This window comes from Bacteroides sp. 41_26, from assembly GCF_949740115.1.
In the GTDB taxonomy this organism is placed as follows: domain Bacteria; phylum Bacteroidota; class Bacteroidia; order Bacteroidales; family Bacteroidaceae; genus Bacteroides; species Bacteroides nordii.
The window spans coordinates 150799-170125 of the sequence record NZ_CATJGZ010000060.1; the positions used below are offsets into that span (position 1 = coordinate 150799).

17 protein-coding genes are annotated in these 19327 nt (G+C 39.1%); 10 read left to right on the plus strand and 7 right to left on the minus strand.

The genetic code is table 11. The features are described from left to right. Positions 1-42 precede the first annotated feature (42 nt). Positions 43-2259: a RelA/SpoT family protein gene (locus QX565_RS07340; protein ID WP_289292177.1), complete on the plus strand. Its 2217-nt coding sequence runs from the start codon at positions 43-45 to the stop codon at positions 2257-2259. Between the two features lie 168 nt (positions 2260-2427). Then, positions 2428-2790 (plus strand): diacylglycerol kinase family protein, encoded by a 363-nt coding sequence (locus QX565_RS07345; RefSeq protein ID WP_221648957.1) that lies wholly within the window; start codon positions 2428-2430, stop codon positions 2788-2790. Between the two features lie 116 nt (positions 2791-2906). Here QX565_RS07345 and QX565_RS07350 read toward each other — a convergent pair whose 3' ends face one another. The 3 genes from QX565_RS07350 to QX565_RS07360 all read right to left on the minus strand — a co-directional run bounded on the left by QX565_RS07350 (position 2907) and on the right by QX565_RS07360 (position 5784). Next, entirely contained in the window at positions 2907-4061 is a 1155-nt protein-coding gene (locus QX565_RS07350) for an MFS transporter (protein WP_221648958.1), read from the minus strand. Between the two features lie 5 nt (positions 4062-4066). Continuing rightward, complete coding sequence (gene panB, locus QX565_RS07355) at positions 4067-4888, minus strand: 3-methyl-2-oxobutanoate hydroxymethyltransferase (RefSeq protein WP_002560691.1); 822 nt, start codon at positions 4886-4888, stop codon at positions 4067-4069. A 245-nt stretch (positions 4889-5133) separates the two neighbouring features. Continuing rightward, positions 5134-5784 carry an HAD family hydrolase gene (locus tag QX565_RS07360; RefSeq protein ID WP_289292180.1) on the minus strand — a complete coding sequence of 217 codons (651 nt, stop codon included), beginning with the start codon at positions 5782-5784 and terminating at the stop codon, positions 5134-5136. Positions 5785-5908: 124 nt separating this feature from the next. On the opposite strand from QX565_RS07360, the gene QX565_RS07365 reads away from it, so the two are divergent. The 8 genes from QX565_RS07365 (at position 5909) to QX565_RS07400 (ending at position 15225) form a co-directional block, all read left to right on the plus strand. Then, on the plus strand, positions 5909-7258 hold the full coding sequence (locus tag QX565_RS07365; RefSeq protein ID WP_002560693.1) for an MATE family efflux transporter: 1350 nt from the start codon (positions 5909-5911) through the stop codon (positions 7256-7258). 176 nt (positions 7259-7434) lie between these two features. Continuing rightward, the gene (locus QX565_RS07370; RefSeq protein WP_289292184.1) at positions 7435-7875 is read left to right on the plus strand and encodes a hypothetical protein; all 441 of its coding nucleotides are present in this window, start codon (positions 7435-7437) and stop codon (positions 7873-7875) included. A gap of 464 nt (positions 7876-8339) precedes the next feature. After that, complete coding sequence (locus QX565_RS07375) at positions 8340-9770, plus strand: TolC family protein (RefSeq protein ID WP_289292187.1); 1431 nt, start codon at positions 8340-8342, stop codon at positions 9768-9770. Positions 9771-9869: 99 nt separating this feature from the next. Then, positions 9870-11090, plus strand: coding sequence for an efflux RND transporter periplasmic adaptor subunit (locus tag QX565_RS07380; RefSeq protein ID WP_289292190.1), 1221 nt, complete (start codon positions 9870-9872; stop codon positions 11088-11090). Between the two features lie 18 nt (positions 11091-11108). Next, the gene (locus QX565_RS07385; protein ID WP_289292191.1) at positions 11109-11855 is read left to right on the plus strand and encodes an ABC transporter ATP-binding protein; all 747 of its coding nucleotides are present in this window, start codon (positions 11109-11111) and stop codon (positions 11853-11855) included. Between the two features lie 178 nt (positions 11856-12033). Further along, complete coding sequence (locus QX565_RS07390; RefSeq protein WP_289292193.1) at positions 12034-13254, plus strand: ABC transporter permease; 1221 nt, start codon at positions 12034-12036, stop codon at positions 13252-13254. A 108-nt stretch (positions 13255-13362) separates the two neighbouring features. Then, the gene (locus QX565_RS07395; protein ID WP_289292194.1) at positions 13363-14418 is read left to right on the plus strand and encodes a sensor histidine kinase; all 1056 of its coding nucleotides are present in this window, start codon (positions 13363-13365) and stop codon (positions 14416-14418) included. Positions 14419-14526: 108 nt separating this feature from the next. After that, positions 14527-15225: a LytR/AlgR family response regulator transcription factor gene (locus QX565_RS07400; RefSeq protein ID WP_002560700.1), complete on the plus strand. Its 699-nt coding sequence runs from the start codon at positions 14527-14529 to the stop codon at positions 15223-15225. 357 nt (positions 15226-15582) lie between these two features. Here the strand turns inward: QX565_RS07400 and QX565_RS07405 are convergent, their stop codons facing one another. Genes QX565_RS07405 through QX565_RS07420 form a run of 4 tightly spaced genes read right to left on the minus strand, consistent with a single transcriptional unit; the run spans position 15583 to position 19201 of the window. After that, positions 15583-16521, minus strand: coding sequence for a T9SS type A sorting domain-containing protein (locus QX565_RS07405; RefSeq protein WP_289292198.1), 939 nt, complete (start codon positions 16519-16521; stop codon positions 15583-15585). Positions 16522-16527: 6 nt separating this feature from the next. After that, entirely contained in the window at positions 16528-17454 is a 927-nt protein-coding gene (locus tag QX565_RS07410; RefSeq protein ID WP_289292200.1) for a hypothetical protein, read from the minus strand. A 36-nt stretch (positions 17455-17490) separates the two neighbouring features. Beyond that, positions 17491-18282, minus strand: coding sequence for a hypothetical protein (locus tag QX565_RS07415; RefSeq protein ID WP_255585413.1), 792 nt, complete (start codon positions 18280-18282; stop codon positions 17491-17493). Between the two features lie 22 nt (positions 18283-18304). Next, complete coding sequence (locus tag QX565_RS07420) at positions 18305-19201, minus strand: hypothetical protein (RefSeq protein WP_289292202.1); 897 nt, start codon at positions 19199-19201, stop codon at positions 18305-18307. Positions 19202-19327: the final 126 nt, after the last annotated feature.

A 19327-nucleotide genomic window follows, 5' to 3' on the forward strand; every position in this document is an offset into this window, starting at 1 on the left:
ATTGGCACATTGACATATTGGCACATTAAATAATTATTTATCATGGAGGATATTTCATTTTTCACAGAAAAAGAGAAAGCTGAGTTATTCGCTTTATATAAACGACTGATACGGTCAGCAGGAGAAAGTATCACGAAGGACGATACCCGGAAGCTGAAGAAATACCTTATTCATGCTGCACAGTGCAATAGTCTGTGCCGTAACAATTTTGGGATGAATCCTGTTATAAGGGATTTACAAACGGCTGTTATTGTGGCCGATGAGATAGGAATGAAAGGATCGTGCCTGATAGGTATCATGCTGCACGAGATTGTAAAAAATAACGTATTATCTCCCGCAACTGTCCGCAGTGAGTTTGGAGAGGATGTTTCGAGTATTATCACAGGATTGGTAAAGACCAATGAGTTGTATGCTAAAAGTCCTGCCATCGAATCAGAAAACTTCCGTAACCTGCTTCTTTCTTTTGCAGAAGATATGCGCGTAATCCTTATTATGATTGCCGACCGTGTAAATGTAATGCGGCAAATCAAGGATTCGGAAAATGAGGAAGACCGTATCAAGGTAGCCAATGAAGCGGCCTATCTGTATGCACCATTGGCTCATAAGTTAGGACTCTACAAATTGAAGTCGGAATTGGAAGACTTGTCTCTGAAGTATATTCACCGGGATACTTATTATTTCATTAAAGACAAACTGAATGAAACAAAAGCATCGCGGGACAAGTACATTGCTGCTTTTATAGAACCGATACAAAAGAAAGTAAAAGAGGCCGGGCTGAAATTCGACATTAAGGGGCGTACCAAGTCCATCCACTCTATCTGGAACAAGATACAGAAACAAAAAACGCCTTTTGAAGGTATCTATGACCTTTTTGCCATTCGAATCATTCTCGATTCGGATCCGGACAAAGAGAAACAGGAGTGTTGGCAGGCTTATTCTATCGTGACAGATATGTATCAGCCCAATCCGAAGCGTTTGCGTGACTGGCTGTCTATCCCTAAAAGTAATGGATATGAATCGCTCCACATCACCGTAATGGGACCGGAAGGAAAATGGGTGGAGGTACAGATACGTACCCGTCGCATGGATGAAATAGCCGAACGGGGTCTTGCAGCTCACTGGCGGTACAAAGGTATCAAAGGAGAGACAGGACTGGACGAATGGCTGACTTCTGTACGTGAAGCACTTGAGAATCCGGACAATGATTCAATGAAAGTGATGGACCAGTTCAAAATGGATCTGTACGAGGATGAAGTGTTCGTATTTACACCCAAAGGAGACCTTTTCAAACTGGCCAAAGGAGCAACTGTACTCGATTTTGCTTTCCATATCCATAGCAAATTAGGTTGTAAATGTATCGGTGCAAAGGTCAATGGCAAAAACGCCCAGTTGAAACAAAAACTGAACAGCGGTGACCAGGTAGAGATCATGACATCGAACACCCAGACACCCAAGCAGGATTGGCTGAACATTGTAACCACCTCCAAGGCTCGTACCAAGATTCGACAGGCACTGAAAGAGATGGTGGCACGCCAGCATGACTTTGCCAAAGAAACACTGGAACGTAAATTTAAGAACCGGAAGATGGAATACGATGAGGGTACAATGATGCGCCTCATCAAGCGATTAGGATATAAGGTAGTGACAGAGTTCTATCAGGCGATAGCCGATGGTACACTGGATGTAAACGACTTGCTCGATAAATACACAGAACAGCAAAAACGAGACAACGATACACATGATGAAATTGTATACCGCAGTGCCGAAGGATATAACCTGCAAAACCAGATAGAAGAGACGAATGGCAAAGAAGATGTACTTGTCATTGATCAAAACCTGAAAGGCCTGGAGTTCAAACTGGCAAAATGCTGTAATCCAATCTATGGAGATGAAGTATTCGGGTTTGTTACTGTATCCGGAGGTATCAAGATTCATCGCATGGATTGTCCGAACGCAGATCAAATGAGAGAACGCTTTGGATATCGTATTGTAAAAGCCCGTTGGGCCGGAAAATCACAGGGAACACAATACTCCATCACACTCCGTGTAGTGGGACATGATGACATTGGTATTGTCACAAACATTACTTCGATTATTTCTAAAGAAAACAATATCACGTTACGTTCCATTGGCATTGACTCCCATGATGGCCTGTTCTCGGGTACAATGACTATCATGGTAGGTGATACAGGTCGTCTGGAAGCTTTGATAAAGAAATTAAGGACGGTAAAAGGAGTGAAACAAGTGAGCAGAAATTGAAAAATAATGAATCAATGTGCCAATATGCCAATGTTTTATTGAAACGCGAATGATCGCAAATTTTCGCAGATTAGATGGCTTGCTACATTTGAGAGACGATATTCTTTACGTAAATTTGCGATAATCTGCGTTTCAATGATACGATCATTTAATTAGGATACAGTACTTATGGAATCATTCAGTATAAAAAAACGTCTGAAAAGCTTTACCTATGCATGGAAAGGGATCAGAGGCTTTGTATGTAGGGAACACAACGTATGGATTCATCTGACAATTGCTATGTTAGTAATTATTGCAGGCTTTATTTTCGATATAGAGAAGTTCGAATGGGTAGCAATTATTATCTGCATAGGGGTTGTTATCGCGGCAGAAGCATTCAATACAGCCATTGAGCGACTCGTGAACTTAGTATCTCCTGAATGGCATCCGATAGCCGGTGAGGTAAAAGACATTGCAGCAGGCGCCGTACTGATATGTGCTATTGCAGCAGCAATCGTAGGATTGATTATCTTTATACCATATATTAATTGAAAGTTGAAAGTTGAAAGTTGAAAATTGAAAATGGAAGAAAGGCAGAAGAAACATGCTGGAGATTTACCAGCAGTCTTTCATTTTCAATTTTCAACTTTCAATTTTCAATTATTCAACTATCGTACCCGCTTTTTCTTAAAATAAGGATAGGTCAGCAATATGAAAAATAGCAAAGCTATCGGAGTCAGAATACGCCCTAAATGATAAACGGCATCTACAGAAGACTCAGTGCTCAGATAGCAAGCAGCAGCAACTCCCAAAGACATGCCTGTTTCCCATGCTAAAAGATGAGTGGTATTGGCAGTGCCACGCTGGCAATGTTGAGACAGTTTTACAAACATCAGCAAGAACTCAGGAGTAACCAATCCAAGTCCCACTCCCAACAATATGGCAGTTACAATAGCCGGCAGTTCTTTCAGTAAAATAAAAGAAACCATCATCAGGCTAATTCCTAAAGTAATAACCCTCAGCGTTTTCTCCTCACGATAAACAAACCTTGCCAGCAATACAGAAAACAGGAAGCCCACTCCTACTATTGCAAAAAACGGAATTTCGATATTACCTATAAACACATCACTCAATGAATTATGAAAAACAGGTAACAACAATCCCGGAATAAAAGCTATCAACATAAGATTGAAAGCGGGCAACCATCCTCGTAAAAGTAAAAAACGGTCGGACGAACATAGGTTAGTCACAATCGGTGCACGGAAAGGTACATAAACACGGGAAACAAAGAAAATGCCTGCCAATCCGGCAATAACCGATACATACAATAAGGTTTTAAAATCATACCACTGATACAAACCTACCCCCAATGCTATGCCGATAAGCATTCCTAACCGGGCCGTCCACGAGAAAGCAATATTCCCCGAACTACGCAGATTAGTATTGGTAATATCAATAGCCAGCGTAATGCCTGCCGTAGTAGCCATACCAAATGCAATACCTTGTACGAAACAAAGCAGCAACAGCTGTGTGATATCATTAACAAAGCCATATCCCACCGTAGCCGCTACCATCGTTGCAAAAAAGAAAGCACAGACATACTTCCGCTTGTATGCATCTACCAGGTATGCATGAAAGGGACCAATGGCAAACATTCCCAAAGTAAGCAACAAAAACATTGCTCCGGTTTGAGAAACCGGCACACCCAAGTGGTCCGCCATCTCTACCGGAACAACCGGAAATAGCATATACAGGGATATGAACAACAGCAAATTAGCAACACATATCCGCATAAAATGAATTGTCCACAAATGGTTTGTCATAAATATTAATATTGTTCCTTCTCGTTCGGGAAGTCACAGTTCTTTACGTCCGATACGTAGTGACTGATAGCATCCGTCATCACTGTGAACAAGTCAGCATAACGGCGCAGGAAACGAGGACGGAAACCATTGTTCATACCCAACATATCCTGAATAACAAGCACCTGACCATCTACATCACCACCGGCACCAATACCAATGACAGGAATAGTCAGTTCACTTGCCACACGTTTAGCCAGTTCGGCAGGGATCTTCTCAAGAACCAGTGCAAAACAACCGGCTTCTTCAAGTAAGTGTGCATCACGAATCAGCTTTTCAGCTTCTGCTTCATCTTTAGCACGAACCGTATAAGTACCATATTTATTGATTGACTGTGGCATCAGTCCTAAGTGACCCATGATAGGAATACCTGCACAAAGAATGCGCTTTACAGTTTCGATAATTTCTTCGCCACCCTCTAATTTTAATGCATCGGCATGGCTCTCTTTCATAATACGAATAGCAGAAGCAAGACCCTCTTTTGAATTTCCCTGATAGGAACCAAACGGCATATCTACTACCACCATAGCACGTTTCACTGCACGCACAACAGACTTACCATGGTAAATCATCTGATCGAGCGTAATAGGAAGAGTTGTCACATTACCCGCCATCACATTGGAAGCAGAATCACCGACAAGAATCACATCCATTCCGGCACCATCAACAATCTGTGCCATTGTGTAATCGTAAGCAGTCAACATAGATATCTTCTCGCCTCTTTCTTTCATTTCTATTAGGCGATGTGTAGTCACTTTTCTGGTGTCATCTGATATATATCCAGCCATGTTTCTATATATTTATGAATTAATAAATTGGGCGCAAAGGTATAACTTTTAATTTATAACAAACAAGAAAAGAAGAAGAATTCATATTTTAGAGAATTTCCCAATCCGTTTAATTACTTTATTATCAGAATTATTACAACTTTGATGATACTCCAATAAACCAAACAAGAAACAAGCAAGCTCCCGGCCCTATGCAACGAGAGTACTTGTTGAAAACATTAAATAAGTTAGTGGCAGAATAAGTTTCATTTCACCATAGACAGTAACTTCTCATAGGTCATTCCCATGAAATCATCCATGATAACATCTGCTTTATCTGTGATCGTTTCACGGGAATTTGTGGTTGCCAATCCTATAACAGTAGCACCGGAAGAACGCCCGGCTTGCAAGCCATGAAAAGAATCTTCAAATACAAAACTGTTCTCCGGAGTAGTCTCAAAGATCTTCATTCCAAGCAAAAAACAATCCGGAGCCGGTTTAGAATGTTCAAACATCTCTCCGGTAAGAATACGATCAAACTGTGTCTTGAATTCGGGATGAGCATGATAGACATTTTCCATCTTCTCTTCGTTGGAACTGGTGACAAGAGCGATCTTCACACCATGACGACGAAGATCGGCAAGGAAACCTTGTACCCCCGGAAGATATTCATAGACCATATCTTTCTCAAACTTATTTAGTTCACGAGTAATCTGCTCACGTACCGGAACAAGATCTCCGGAAAAGTATTTATCATAAATCTGCACCAGGGTCTGTCCTTTGATTCCGGGACCAAAATTCTCTTTATGCAGATACTTTTGTCCCTGTTCATTCCAAAAAATAGTATACTGTGATTCTGTGTCCATTATAACACCGTCAAAATCGAACAGTGCAGCAATTGTCTTTGTAGCATCCATAAACATCTTTTACCTTTAAACGTTAAACGTTGTATTTACATCGGCGCAAAGTTCAGAATAATCAATGGATAAGGCAAATTATTTGTACCTTTGCGCCACTTAAAAAACCGTAACGACTCAATATATGGCTCAACAAACCGACCCACGCATTCTGGGAACCGAAAAAATCGGGAAACTTCTGTTACAATACTCTATTCCCGCTATTATCGGAATGACTATTACTTCACTCTACAACATTATTGATAGTATTTTTATCGGGCACGGTGTAGGAGCTATAGCCATTTCCGGCCTGGCTATTACATTCCCGCTGATGAATCTTGTGGTAGCTTTCTGTGTACTTATTTCGGCCGGTGGGGCTACAATTTCTTCTATTCGCCTGGGGCAGAAAGATATGGAAGGTGCAACAGAAGTACTAGGTAACACATTAATGCTGTGCCTTATTAACTCGGTAGTATTTGGCGGCATTGCTTTTATTTTTCTGGATCCTATACTAAATTTCTTCGGTGCCAGCCCTGCTACATTACCCTACGCACGCGATTTTATGCAGGTAATCCTACTTGGTACTCCTGTGACATATACCATGATAGGTTTGAATAATGTAATGCGTGCCACCGGATATCCAAAGAAAGCGATGCTGACTTCTCTGGTAACTGTATTAGCCAACGTAATTATTGCTCCTATATTCATATTCCATTTCCATTGGGGAATCCGGGGAGCGGCTATGGCAACTGTAGTATCGCAATTTATCGGTATGGTATGGGTAGTGCAGCATTTTCGCAACAAGGAGAGTTTTGTTCATTTCCGTCCTGGTTTCTGGAAAATGAAAAGACGTATTGTAGCCAGTATCTTTTCTATCGGTATGTCCCCTTTTGCAATGAATGTAACCGCTTGTGTCATCGTGATCCTTATCAACAACAGCTTACAGAAGTATGGTGGAGACATGGCTATCGGCGCATACGGTATTATGAACCGGTTGTTAATGCTCTACGTTATGATTGTAATGGGACTGACCATGGGGATGCAGCCCATCATCGGTTACAACTACGGTGCACAAAAACAGGATCGTGTAAAACATACGCTCCGCCTGGGTATCATCGTTGGTGTACTGATCACAAGTAGTGGTTTCATTATCTGCGAACTCTTTCCGCACACCGTTTCTGCTATATTCACTGACAGTGAGGAGTTGATTAATATGGCAGCGACAGGGCTACGTATCTGTATCTTGATGTTCCCTCTGGTTGGTGCACAGATTGTTATTTCTAACTTCTTTCAAAGTATCGGGAAAGCAAAAGTCAGCATATTCCTCTCGTTGTCCCGCCAATTGGTATACTTACTGCCCTGCCTTCTGTTATTTCCCGGCTGGTATGGGTTGAATGGCATTTGGATGAGTATGCCGGTATCAGACGGACTGGCTTTTATCACAGCAGTAATTAGCCTGATGATCTATATAAAAAGGATAAAACACAATGCCTAAAACCAATTAAGATTTCAGATTCAGTATCCTTATTTTATAGCATTTGTACGAAAAAGAAAGATATTAATTACAACTGTTTTCAAAACAATCCTTACAAACAGTAGGTTTATTTAAAAAAAGCATTTATATTTGTTAGTCAATAAAACCTTTGAACTATAAAACAAATACCTAAGCTTATGAAAACTATAAAAAAACTAATCTGTTTATTATTTTGCATTTTGTCATTGTTTGCATGCAGTAAAGAAGAATCCAATCCCCAATATGATCCGTCTAATGTCTTGTTCAAGGACATCCCTACTAGCGCCATAAAAAGTTGCGTTATAGGCCATTGGATACCATTCCGTCAATATGGAGGAGTTGCCGGTATAACAGAACTCAAAGATATTTATGAAGAATATCAAGAAAATGCACTTATTATAGAAAATAGAGCAACAAATGATTATACAAGAATAGAAATAAAAAAGTGGATTAAACAGGATGATGCTTGCATACTAATAGGGACAGATAACACTCCTATTTTGTATATGTATGGCATAAAAAAAGATATACTTTCTACTTCAGTGGGAAAAGAACCTTCACCTGATAATATGGTAACCCTGAGTTCACGAACAAAATAAAAGCATGAAAAGAAATCCATTATTATGGATCATTTGTCAAATGTATAACTCGATACAATAGCGTTAACAATGTTAACGCTATTGTTTAACATTCGAGTTTTATTTCATAAGAGTGTACACTTTAGCATATCAAGAATGTACAATATAGTATAGTAAAAGTGTACAATTAACACTTACAAAACTGTACACTCTTGACAACCTATAAACAAGAGTTTCTGATTCATTATAAATCAGGCTATTACATAGGTATAAACATTCATCGTCTTCCCTCATTTTTCTCCTTAAAGGATTCATATAATTACTTTTTTGACAACTATGTATTTAGCGGATAAATCATAGTTATCTTATCGACATAAATAACTCATTCGGCGGCGAAACTTCCCCTTACGTCTATCATTTTTGCAACAGTTATTATAGGTACGTACCTTCGCATACATCAAAAAGAATAATAAACTGTAAGAAGTATGATAAATGTAAGAAGATTGACAGTAATAACACTCTGCGTAACCAGTAGTAGCATAGGTGGCAATGTCCTCAGGGCACAAGATAATCCTGCTATGAACACTTACGCTACTCCAGCCACAGAACAAGCGGTGGAGAACAACTCTCTACAACTCCCTGCCGAATGGACTTTACAAGACTGTATCGACTACGCTTTAGAGCAAAACATCACCCTACGCAAAAGCCGTATTAATGCAGAAAGTACAGCCGTTGATGTAAAAACAGCTAAAGCAGCTCTTTTCCCAAGTCTCTCATTTTCTACCAGCCAGAATATGGTGAACCGTCCATATCAGGAATCAAGCAGTACGGTAAGTGGAACCGAAATTCTACGCAGTAACAGTAAAACCAGTTACAATGGTAACTACGGACTAAATGCACAATGGACCGTGTACAATGGCAGTAAACGCCTGAAAACAATTGAACAGGAAAAGCTGAACAACCGTGTAGCAGAACTGGATGTAGCTACCTCAGAAAAGAATATCGAGGAAAGCATCACACAGACCTATGTACAGATTCTCTATGCTGCCGAGTCGGTGAAAGTTAATGAAAGTACCCTTGCTGTCAGTGAAGCACAATGCGACCGTGGAAAAGAGTTGCTTGCTGCCGGAAGCCTGTCTAAAGCCGATCTGGCACAATTGGAAGCACAAGTAAGTACTGATCGTTATCAACTTGTTACTGCACAAACCACTTTGCAAAACTACAAGTTGCAACTGAAACAATTACTTGAGCTGGACGGTGAAGAAGAAATGAACCTCTATCTGCCTGCGCTGGATAATAGTAAAGTACTCTCTCCCCTACCTACCAAAACGGATGTTTATCATGCAGCTCTTGCCGTACGTCCGGAAATTGAATCGGGAAAACTGAACATACAGGCATCCGAATTAAATATCGATATCGCCCGTGCCGGATACATGCCCAGTGTCAGCCTTAGTGCCGGGATTGGTACAAACAATACCAGTGGTTCTGACTTTACCTTTGCTCAACAAGTAAAGAATGGCTGGAACAACTCTTTGGGATTATCTATTAGTGTACCTATCTTCAATAATCGCCAGACGAAAAGTGCTGTACAGAAAGCTAAATTACAACGTGAGACCAGTATGTTAAACCTGCTGGACGAACAAAAAACATTGTATAAAACCATTGAAGGGTTGTGGCTTGATGCCAATAGTGCTCAGCAACGTTATGTAGCTGCACAAGAAAAACTCCGTAGTACTCAGACCAGCTTCGATCTGGTTAGTGCACAGTTCAACCTGGGTATGAAAAATACCGTAGAACTGCTAACGGAAAAGAATAACCTTCTCAGTGCCCAACAAGAAACCTTGCAGGCTAAATACATGGCCATATTAAATGCTCAGCTACTAAAATTCTACCAGGGAGGGAATATCGAATTATAGACAGATTACGTGTAACCTGCCTAATGGTATACGCAAATCAAATAGTAAATAGTAAATAGTAAATAGTAAACAGTAAATTATAAAATAGTAAATATAACCATGAACAAGAAAAAAATCATCCTCATCGGTGTTACCATAATAGTGGTGGCAGGTGTAGCGATATGGGCTTTAAGTGGTCGGGTAACCAAGCACAAAATCTCATATGTCACAGCTACCGTGAGCAAAAGTGACATCTCTAACTCTGTAACGGCTACAGGAACGATTGCGCCTGTAACGGAAGTAGAAGTCGGTACACAGGTATCCGGTATCGTAGATAAGATTTACGTCGATTACAATTCTGTAGTTACAAAAGGAGAACTTATTGCAGAAATGGATAAAGTGACACTCCAAAGTGAACTTGCTTCAGCACGTGCAACTTATGACGGAAATAAAGCTGAATACGAATATCAGAAGAAGAATTACGAGCGTAGCAAAGGATTGCATGAGAAAGCTCTTATCAGCGATACAGATTACGAACAAGCCGTATACAATTACGATAAGGCTAAAAGCATGTTCGACAGTAGTAAAGCCGCTTTAGCCAAAGCCGAACGTAACCTTTCATATGCTACCATCACTTCGCCTATTGATGGTGTAGTTATCAGCCGTGATGTAGAAGAAGGACAGACAGTTGCTTCCGGATTTGAAACGCCTACCCTGTTCACTATTGCCGCAGACCTGACACAGATGCAAGTTGTGGCCGATGTGGATGAAGCCGATATAGGTGGTGTAGAAGAAGGACAACGCGTAAGTTTCACTGTAGATGCATATCCCAATGATATGTTCGAAGGTAAAGTCACTCAGATACGCCTGGGAAGTACAAGCAGTAGTACAAGTACGAGTAGTAGTACAACAACAAGCGTAGTGACATATGAGGTAGTCATCTCTGCACAAAACCCGGACTTAAAACTCAAACCTCGCCTGACAGCCAACGTCACAATCTATATCCTGGACAAGAAGGATGTTCTCAGCGTACCTTCCAAAGCATTACGCTTCACTCCTGAAATTCCTCTCATCGGTAAAGAAGACATTGTAAAAGATTGCGCGGGCGAACATAAACTTTGGACAAAAGAAGGTAATACGTTCACTGCACATCCTGTACAAATAGGTATTAGTAATGGAATCAAAACTGAAATCACAGGTGGAATCAACGAAGGTACCCAAGTGATAAGTGAAGCCAATCTCGGTGCAACTACAAGTAATACAGCAGAAATGGAAGCTGGCGGCAATACAGAGAAAAGCCCCTTCATGCCTGGCAGACCGGGAGGAAATAAGAAAAAATAAATTAATGTTCTCAATAATATGAGCAAGAAAGTAATTGAACTACATAACATCAAACGGGACTTTTTAGTGGGAGAAGAGATTGTACACGCCCTGCGTGGGATCTCTTTCACCATCAACGAAGGAGAGTTTGTAACCATTATGGGTACGTCGGGTTCAGGTAAGTCAACCTTGTTAAATACGTTGGGGTGCCTGGATACTCCAACAAGCGGAGAATATCTGCTTGACGGAATATCTGTAAGAAGCATGAGTAAATCTCAACGGGCCGTACTACGAAACCGGAAAATAGGTTTCGTATTCCAAAGTTATAACCTGCTGCCTAAAACAACTGCCATAGAAAATGTGGAACTTCCTCTGATGTATAATGCCAGCGTCAGTGCTTCCGAACGTCGTAGACGGGCCATTGAAGCATTGCAGGATGTAGGACTGGGCGATCGACTGGAACATAAATCCAATCAAATGTCCGGAGGCCAGATGCAACGTGTGGCTATTGCCCGCGCATTGGTTAATAATCCGGCTGTAATACTGGCGGATGAAGCAACGGGTAATCTTGACTCACGTACCTCATTTGAGATACTTGTACTGTTCCAGAAACTTCATGCCGAAGGGCGTACTATTATCTTTGTCACCCATAATCCGGAATTGGCACAATACAGCAGTCGCAACATCCGGTTGCGGGACGGCCACGTGATAGAAGATACGATCAATACTCATATCCTCTCCGCAATTGAAGGATTGGCGGCACTGCCGAAAAATGATGAGGACTAAAAGGATTTACGATTGGACGATTTACAATTTACGATTGAAGCCACTCTTTAAATTATAGATGAAAGTAATCTCAATTGTAAATTATCTAATCGTAAATCAAAATGACTTCAATCGTAAATTGTCTAGTCGTAAGTCGAAGTACCCTAAATCGTAAATTGTCTAATTGTAAATCAAAATAATGAACGGAACCAATTTATTCAAAATAGCCCTTAGGGCATTAGCCAACAACAAGTTGCGGGCTTTCTTGACGATGCTTGGTATTATCATTGGCGTAGCATCCGTTATCACCATGCTGGCTATTGGTCAAGGCTCCAAAAGAAGTATCCAGACGCAAATAGCCGAAATGGGATCGAACATGATCATGATACATCCCGGAGGTGACATGCGTGGTGGTGTACGTCGTGATGCATCCGAGATGCAGACGTTAAAGTTGGAAAACTATGAAAAGCTGCGTGAAGAAACAAACTATCTTTCAGGGATAAGTCCTAATGTATCTTCTTCCGGACAGCTTGTTAATGGTAACAGCAACTATCCGTCATCCGTTAATGGAGTAGGACTGGATTATCTAAAAATCCGCCAATTGGATGTAGAAAACGGAGAGATGTTCACCGAGGCAGATATACAGAGCTCTGCTAAAGTCTGTATCATCGGAAAAACAATAACTGACAACCTCTTTCCTGACGGATCTGATCCTGTTGGAAAAGTTATTCGCTTCAATAAAATACCTTTCCGCGTAGTAGGTGTACTCAAAGCCAAAGGATACAACTCTATGGGCATGGACCAGGACGATATTGTACTGGCACCTTATACTACGGTAATGAAACGTTTGCTGGCCGTCACTTACCTGCAAGGTATCTATGCCTCTGCTCTCTCCGAAGATATGACAGATTATGCCATTGAAGAAATCACAAGTATCCTGCGTCGCGAACATAAGCTGAAAGACAGCGATGATGATGATTTTACTATACGCAGCCAACAGGAGCTTAGTACAATGCTCAATTCTACAACCGACCTGATGACTACCCTACTCGCTTGTATCGCCGGTATTTCATTGGTAGTGGGTGGCATTGGTATTATGAATATTATGTATGTATCTGTCACAGAACGTACCCGTGAAATCGGACTCCGTATGTCGGTAGGTGCACGAGGGATAGATATCCTCAGCCAGTTTCTGATAGAAGCTATCCTGATAAGTATTACCGGAGGTATTATAGGCGTAATTATAGGTTGTGGTGCCAGCTGGATCGTTAAGAGCGTAGCCCATTGGCCTATTTTTATACAACCGTGGAGCGTATTCCTATCATTTGCCGTATGTACTGTCACAGGAGTATTCTTTGGTTGGTACCCGGCTAAAAAAGCAGCGGACCTTGATCCGATTGAAGCAATACGATACGAATAAACAGCAATAGTAAAGAATGAGTAGTGATAAGTGATGAGTACTATGATCCGCATGGAACTAATCACTTATCACTACTCGTTAATCACTAATTTTACTATCTTTGCAAATATGAAACAATCTACAAACAGCCGCGTTCGCTTTGCCATGGTACTAACCCATATCATTAGCTGGGGTATCATTTTTGGCTTCCCGTTCTTTTTCATCAACCGGGGAGGAGAACCTATTGACTGGATAGGATACATACGCCGTAGTGGAGTACCTCTTAGCTTTTGTATCGTATTCTATTTAAACTATTTCATTCTTATCCCCCGTTATCTGTTTAATGAACGCATTCAAAAGTTTCTATTGCTGAATCTCACACTAATCGTTCTTATGAGCGGTGGGCTTCATTTATGGCAAACCATCATGTTTGTTAACGATATTCCCAAAACTCCCCATAAAAACATGCCTCCCGGCTGGATCTTTTTTGTTCGCGATATGTTCTCGATGGTACTTACCATAGGACTTGCTGCCGCTATCAAAATGAGTATCCGATGGGGACAAATTGAAGCTGCACGACGGGAAGCGGAAAGAAGCCGTACTGAAGCCGAATTAAAGAACTTACGGAATCAGCTGAATCCTCATTTCTTACTTAACACACTGAATAACATCTATGCCCTTATCGCCTTTGATACAGACAAAGCACAACAAGCCGTACAAGAGTTAAGCCGGCTTCTTCGCCACGTATTGTATGATAATCAGCAGACATTTGTCTCTTTAGGGAAAGAAATGGATTTCATTCGCAATTACATAGAGCTAATGCGTATCCGCCTCTCCTCCAATGTAGTAGTAGAAACAAATATCGATATCTCTCCGGATAACCGGACAGAAATCGCTCCGCTCATTTTCATATCACTTATCGAGAATGCCTTTAAGCATGGTATCTCTCCTACAGAACCCAGCTTTATCCGCATTGCTTTTTCTGAAGCCAACGGAGAAGTGAGATGTGAAATTACAAACAGTTACCATCCCAAAGCCGAAACAGATAAAAGCGGTTCGGGTATCGGACTGGAACAAGTAAGCAAACGTCTGGAATTAATCTATCCCGGACGCTATCAGTGGCAACACGAAGTGAGTAAAGATAAAAAAGAATATTCATCAAGATTAGTGATTAGGGAGGAGTGATTAATGATTAGTGACATGCGGTTCACAGCGTAGCCCACTAATCACTTATCACTATTCACTAATCACTATTCACTTATCACTATTCACTATTCACTAATTATTAAAATCATGACTCTAAATTGTGCCATCGTAGACGATGAACCTCTGGCTCTTGATCTGTTAGAAAGTTATGTCAACAAAACTCCGTTTTTGTCTTTAACCGGTAAATATTCGAGTGCTGTACAAGCAATGAACGAGCTTCCGGAAAAGAAAGTTGATCTGCTTTTTTTAGATATTCAAATGCCGGAACTTAACGGGCTTGAATTCTCCAGAATGGTAGACAAAAATACCCGTATTATATTCACCACTGCTTTCAATCAATATGCCATCGACGGGTATCGGGTGAATGCTCTCGATTATTTACTAAAACCCATTTCATACGTCGACTTCCTGCAAGCAGCCAACAAGGCGTTACAGTGGTTTGAGCTCGTACAGAAACCGGAAGAGATCGAAAGTATCTTCGTAAAAAGCGATTATAAACTGGTACAAGTAGAACTTAAAAAGATTCTTTATATCGAAGGATTGAAAGATTACATTAAAATATATACCGAAGATCAGCCCAAACCCATCCTTTCGCTGATGAGCATGAAATCTATGGAGGAATTGCTCCCTCCCACTCGCTTCATGCGAGTACATCGTTCATTCATTGTGCAAAAGGATAAAATACGGATCATAGATCGTGGTCGGATTGTCTTTGATAAGACATATATCCCCATCAGTGATAGCTACAAACAAGTTTTTCAAACTTTTCTTGATGAAAGAAGCTAAGAAATAACCCGTTTATCGGTAAAAAGCCCCCATTTGTCTATTCTTATTTGCAAAATAGATGACAAATATGTATCTTTGTACCGAACAGAAAGGAGTTGTGAAACTCTGAGAATAGAATAGTTTAGTTAAGTCTAGTTTAGTTTTTGTGTTAAGAGGCTTCCTCGTCGGCGGACGAACAAGGAAGCCTCTTTTTTATTTACTTATCTTCAATTAATTACAAATACAAATCGGGTATTTTCTTTCTTAATTAGTATTTATCATTAAGAACCCCAAAACGCCACTTTGAGCGATATTCTATTACCGTTTTATTGCTACAATACTAAAAAATTAAGGCAGCTTATCAGGCTGCCTTAATTTTTAATTCGCTACTACCATTCGTTTGGTATCAATCAAACAATCATCAACTATAAGAGAATACATATAAACTCCATTAGTTAGTTCTGTAGTGTTTACATCAATACTATTTGGGCCAATAGAAGTTATTGGTATTTTCAGGACTAAAACTCCCATTAAATTATAAAATTGCAAACAGGCACTTCCTGAATTCTCAGGAATATAACAATTAATAGTAGTATGCTCACTTACAGGATTAGGTGAGTTTTGGCTTAATAAAGCAGACTTCTTCTCTATTTGCATTTGATTATCTGCCATATTCCTGTTACTAAAATCAGCTTTTGTTTGAGATATAATAAAAGTATTTCCATTATAAATTCTTACAACACTTCCCAACTCTGCAGTAAATCCTGGAACAATCCGCACAGAATTAGAACCATTCAATATCACATTAGCTCCACTCTTTATGTTTACATTCTCAACATATATATCTTGAGCCTGATAAGACCTTTCATTATTTATATTAACATTTTCAACATTACCATTAAATGGATTAATAGGAATTGTATATACGAAAGGCCTAATTTCTTCATATCCATAAATATAATAATTTAATGGCATATAAAATTCTATCTTTCCTTCTTCTTTGCCATCCCACATTACACAAATATTACTTACGTTTGCATTAGGATGAGGATAATCATTGGCAAGTTTTGTTATTGTAGTCAAAGTATAATTCCCATTCTCATCCTTTATTTTCCCATTAACAACATTCCATGTTACATAACCAACTTCAGATGCACGTGTCTGTATACCAACAGCTATATCAAGATGAAAAATATAGGAATATTCTTTATAAGGTTCATGGATTTCCCAATAATTAAGTTCACCCTTTAAATAATACTGAGCATTCACTGTAAATGAGTACAGTGATAACAAAAACAATATTATAACATTTTTCATAATTAATTACTTTTTTTGCGTTTTTAACTCATTTACTTCTTCTTGCAATTTTATAACATACAAGGTTAACTCTTCAACTTTTTGAAGTAATAAAGCATTCACTTCACCCAAACTAACTCCATTGGCTTTAACATCTGATTCACTAGGAATACCTGGTAAAGTACCTTTTTCTGTAATATGCTTCTTTACCTCTCCTAATGTTGGAAGTTTATAATCCTTCTTAAAAACAAAGTCGGCCCAATCAGAGTCTACTTTTATCTCTTTTGCACGAATAGTACCATTAACAGCTAATTTATATCCTTGTGGGTCCAGTGTACCAATACCAACATTATTATCTTTTGAAAATAAGACAACTGGAACATCATCGGTCATAGACCCATTACGATATCTTAAGTCTCCAGAATAATTAATATAACAGGAACCATTATTATCATTCCCATTATATGATATTCGTAAACTATGATCTCTATCAGAAGGATTACCAAAAATCAATTCTCTATTAGAAGGAATAAATAAGTATTTGTTTACATGTATATTTCCATTAACATACTGATCTCCATTAATTGTTTGAACCCCATTAAAAGTATTTACTCCTCTGGTGGCAAACTCCTGCCAATTGTTATTATACTCAGTATCCGTTTTCAAGTGGGCCAGTTTTCTAAAAAATATTCGGTCGTCATGTTCAAAAGTTGTGGAAATTTGAAATTGATAATTAAGGTTTGAATCATTATGACGCATAACAAATAAATATTTCCAAGGCCATTGGGGAATTTCATAAGGATAGTTTGTTTGAATTTTGTCTGAATCATAAATACCTGTATTTAATATACTATTAAAACTATTAATAGTTTGTGCATAACCATCCCCTATTTGTTGAGCAAAGCCCAATCCCACACTAAATAGTGACACAAAAAGCAGTAGAATCTTTTTCATAACCTATAAATTTAAAAGTTAGTAAATTAATAGCTATTATCTCTTTTTTAACTCATTGATTTCTTTCTTCATTTCAATTATGTATAAAGTTAATTCTTCTATCTTTTGAAGTAGCAAAGCATTGGTTTCAGCTAAATTCACTCCATTGGCTTTTACTTCTTCTTCCGAAGGTACACCCGGCAAGGTACCTTTTTCACCGATGTGTTGCTCTACTTCCTCCAATGTAGGAAGTTTGTAATCCTTCTTAAAAACGAAGTCAGCCCAATCAGAGTCTACTTTTATTTCTTTTGCACGAATAGTACCATTAACAGCTAATTTATATCCTTGTGGATCCAGTGTACCAATACCTACATTACCTCTATTAATGGTCATATACGTTTCTGCTCCGTCACCCCATGACTGAATTTTATCATAAGGATCTCGTTCCCACCACGTTCTAGTTTCTCCTGGCTTTGAAAAAGAGTCATCAATAGAAATACCTTCATGAAATCTGGCAGTAGTCCATTCATCACCAGCGGCATCTCTTACAAGAAAAAGTCGATTGTAAGCTACATTATAAAAACAATTAGTGATGAATGAGTATAAAGTAATATAATCTCCTTTGGCTTTCTGCAAAGGTTCTCCCTGGAAAGCTGAAAACATGGCAGTAGGATCATCAATGTCACCAAGACCTAAGCGATGAAACATTCTATCATCGGATGAAGTCAAAGTATTAGTCATAGAAGATCGAATGGAAACAGCACTTACACTATCATTTTTTTGATCAATTTGTGCAAACATCATTGATGAGTTTAATAATAGCAATACAGCAATAATCTTTGTTTTCATAATAATATTTTAAGCGTTAATATTAATTTGATCTAATGCTTTTTATTTCGGCTTCCATACTCTCCATTCGTTTTTCTTGTTGAATGATGTAAAGAGTCAGTTCCTCTATTTTTTGAAGTAGCAAAGCATTTGTTTCAGCCAGGTTTACTCCGTTGGCTTTAACCTCCGCCTCACTTGGTATACCAGGCAAAGTTCCATTTTCATTGATATGGGTCTCAACTTCTTTCAGAGTAGGAAGCTTATAATCTTTCTTAAAAACGAAGTCAGCCCAATCAGAGTCTACTTTGATCTCTTTTGCACGAATAATACCATTAACGGCTAATTTGTAACCTTCTGTGTTAACAGTACCGATTCCAATACTCCCACTCGTCAGCAAATTATGCGAACTAATAGTACCATTTACATCAAACTCACTGGATGGATTAACTGTACCAACACCTATTTTTCCATATTGATCAATATGCATTCTCACCCTCGGCATTCCTGTAGCATCCCCAGGCTGGCTAGTCATTAACTGTAAAAAAGTACCCCATTCATCACCTCTAAACGCTCTTATACCACTTTGCCCTGCATACTTAAAATTAAAAATAATATCTCGCTTCCCTGCTTCACCTGTAGGAGAATTAGGACCTTGAATAATGAATGTGGAATTTGTATTATCCAACTCATTTCCAAATTCAAATGAGTCAGTTACTTTTAACTTCTCCAAATTAACATTCCCGAACAGATCACTCATCAATATTTTATTCCATCCATTCCAAGAAGAAGAGAAAAAATCACCATTTCTATAAAAAACACCATTATTATTAAAACTTAATTGACTTATATATCCAGCCGTTCCGTTAAATCCAGGAGAAATCGTCAGATTCGTGGTAAATCCATATGCAGTACTTATTCCTGAAGTCGTTAAGAACTTCAAGTCTGCTCTAATTACTTTTTCCCCATAACTTCTATGTTGTATTCCTAATAATTGAATACTTTTTTATTTGTTATTAACTTTATAAATCAATTAGTTATCTCTTTTCTCTCATTTTTCAAGAAACAA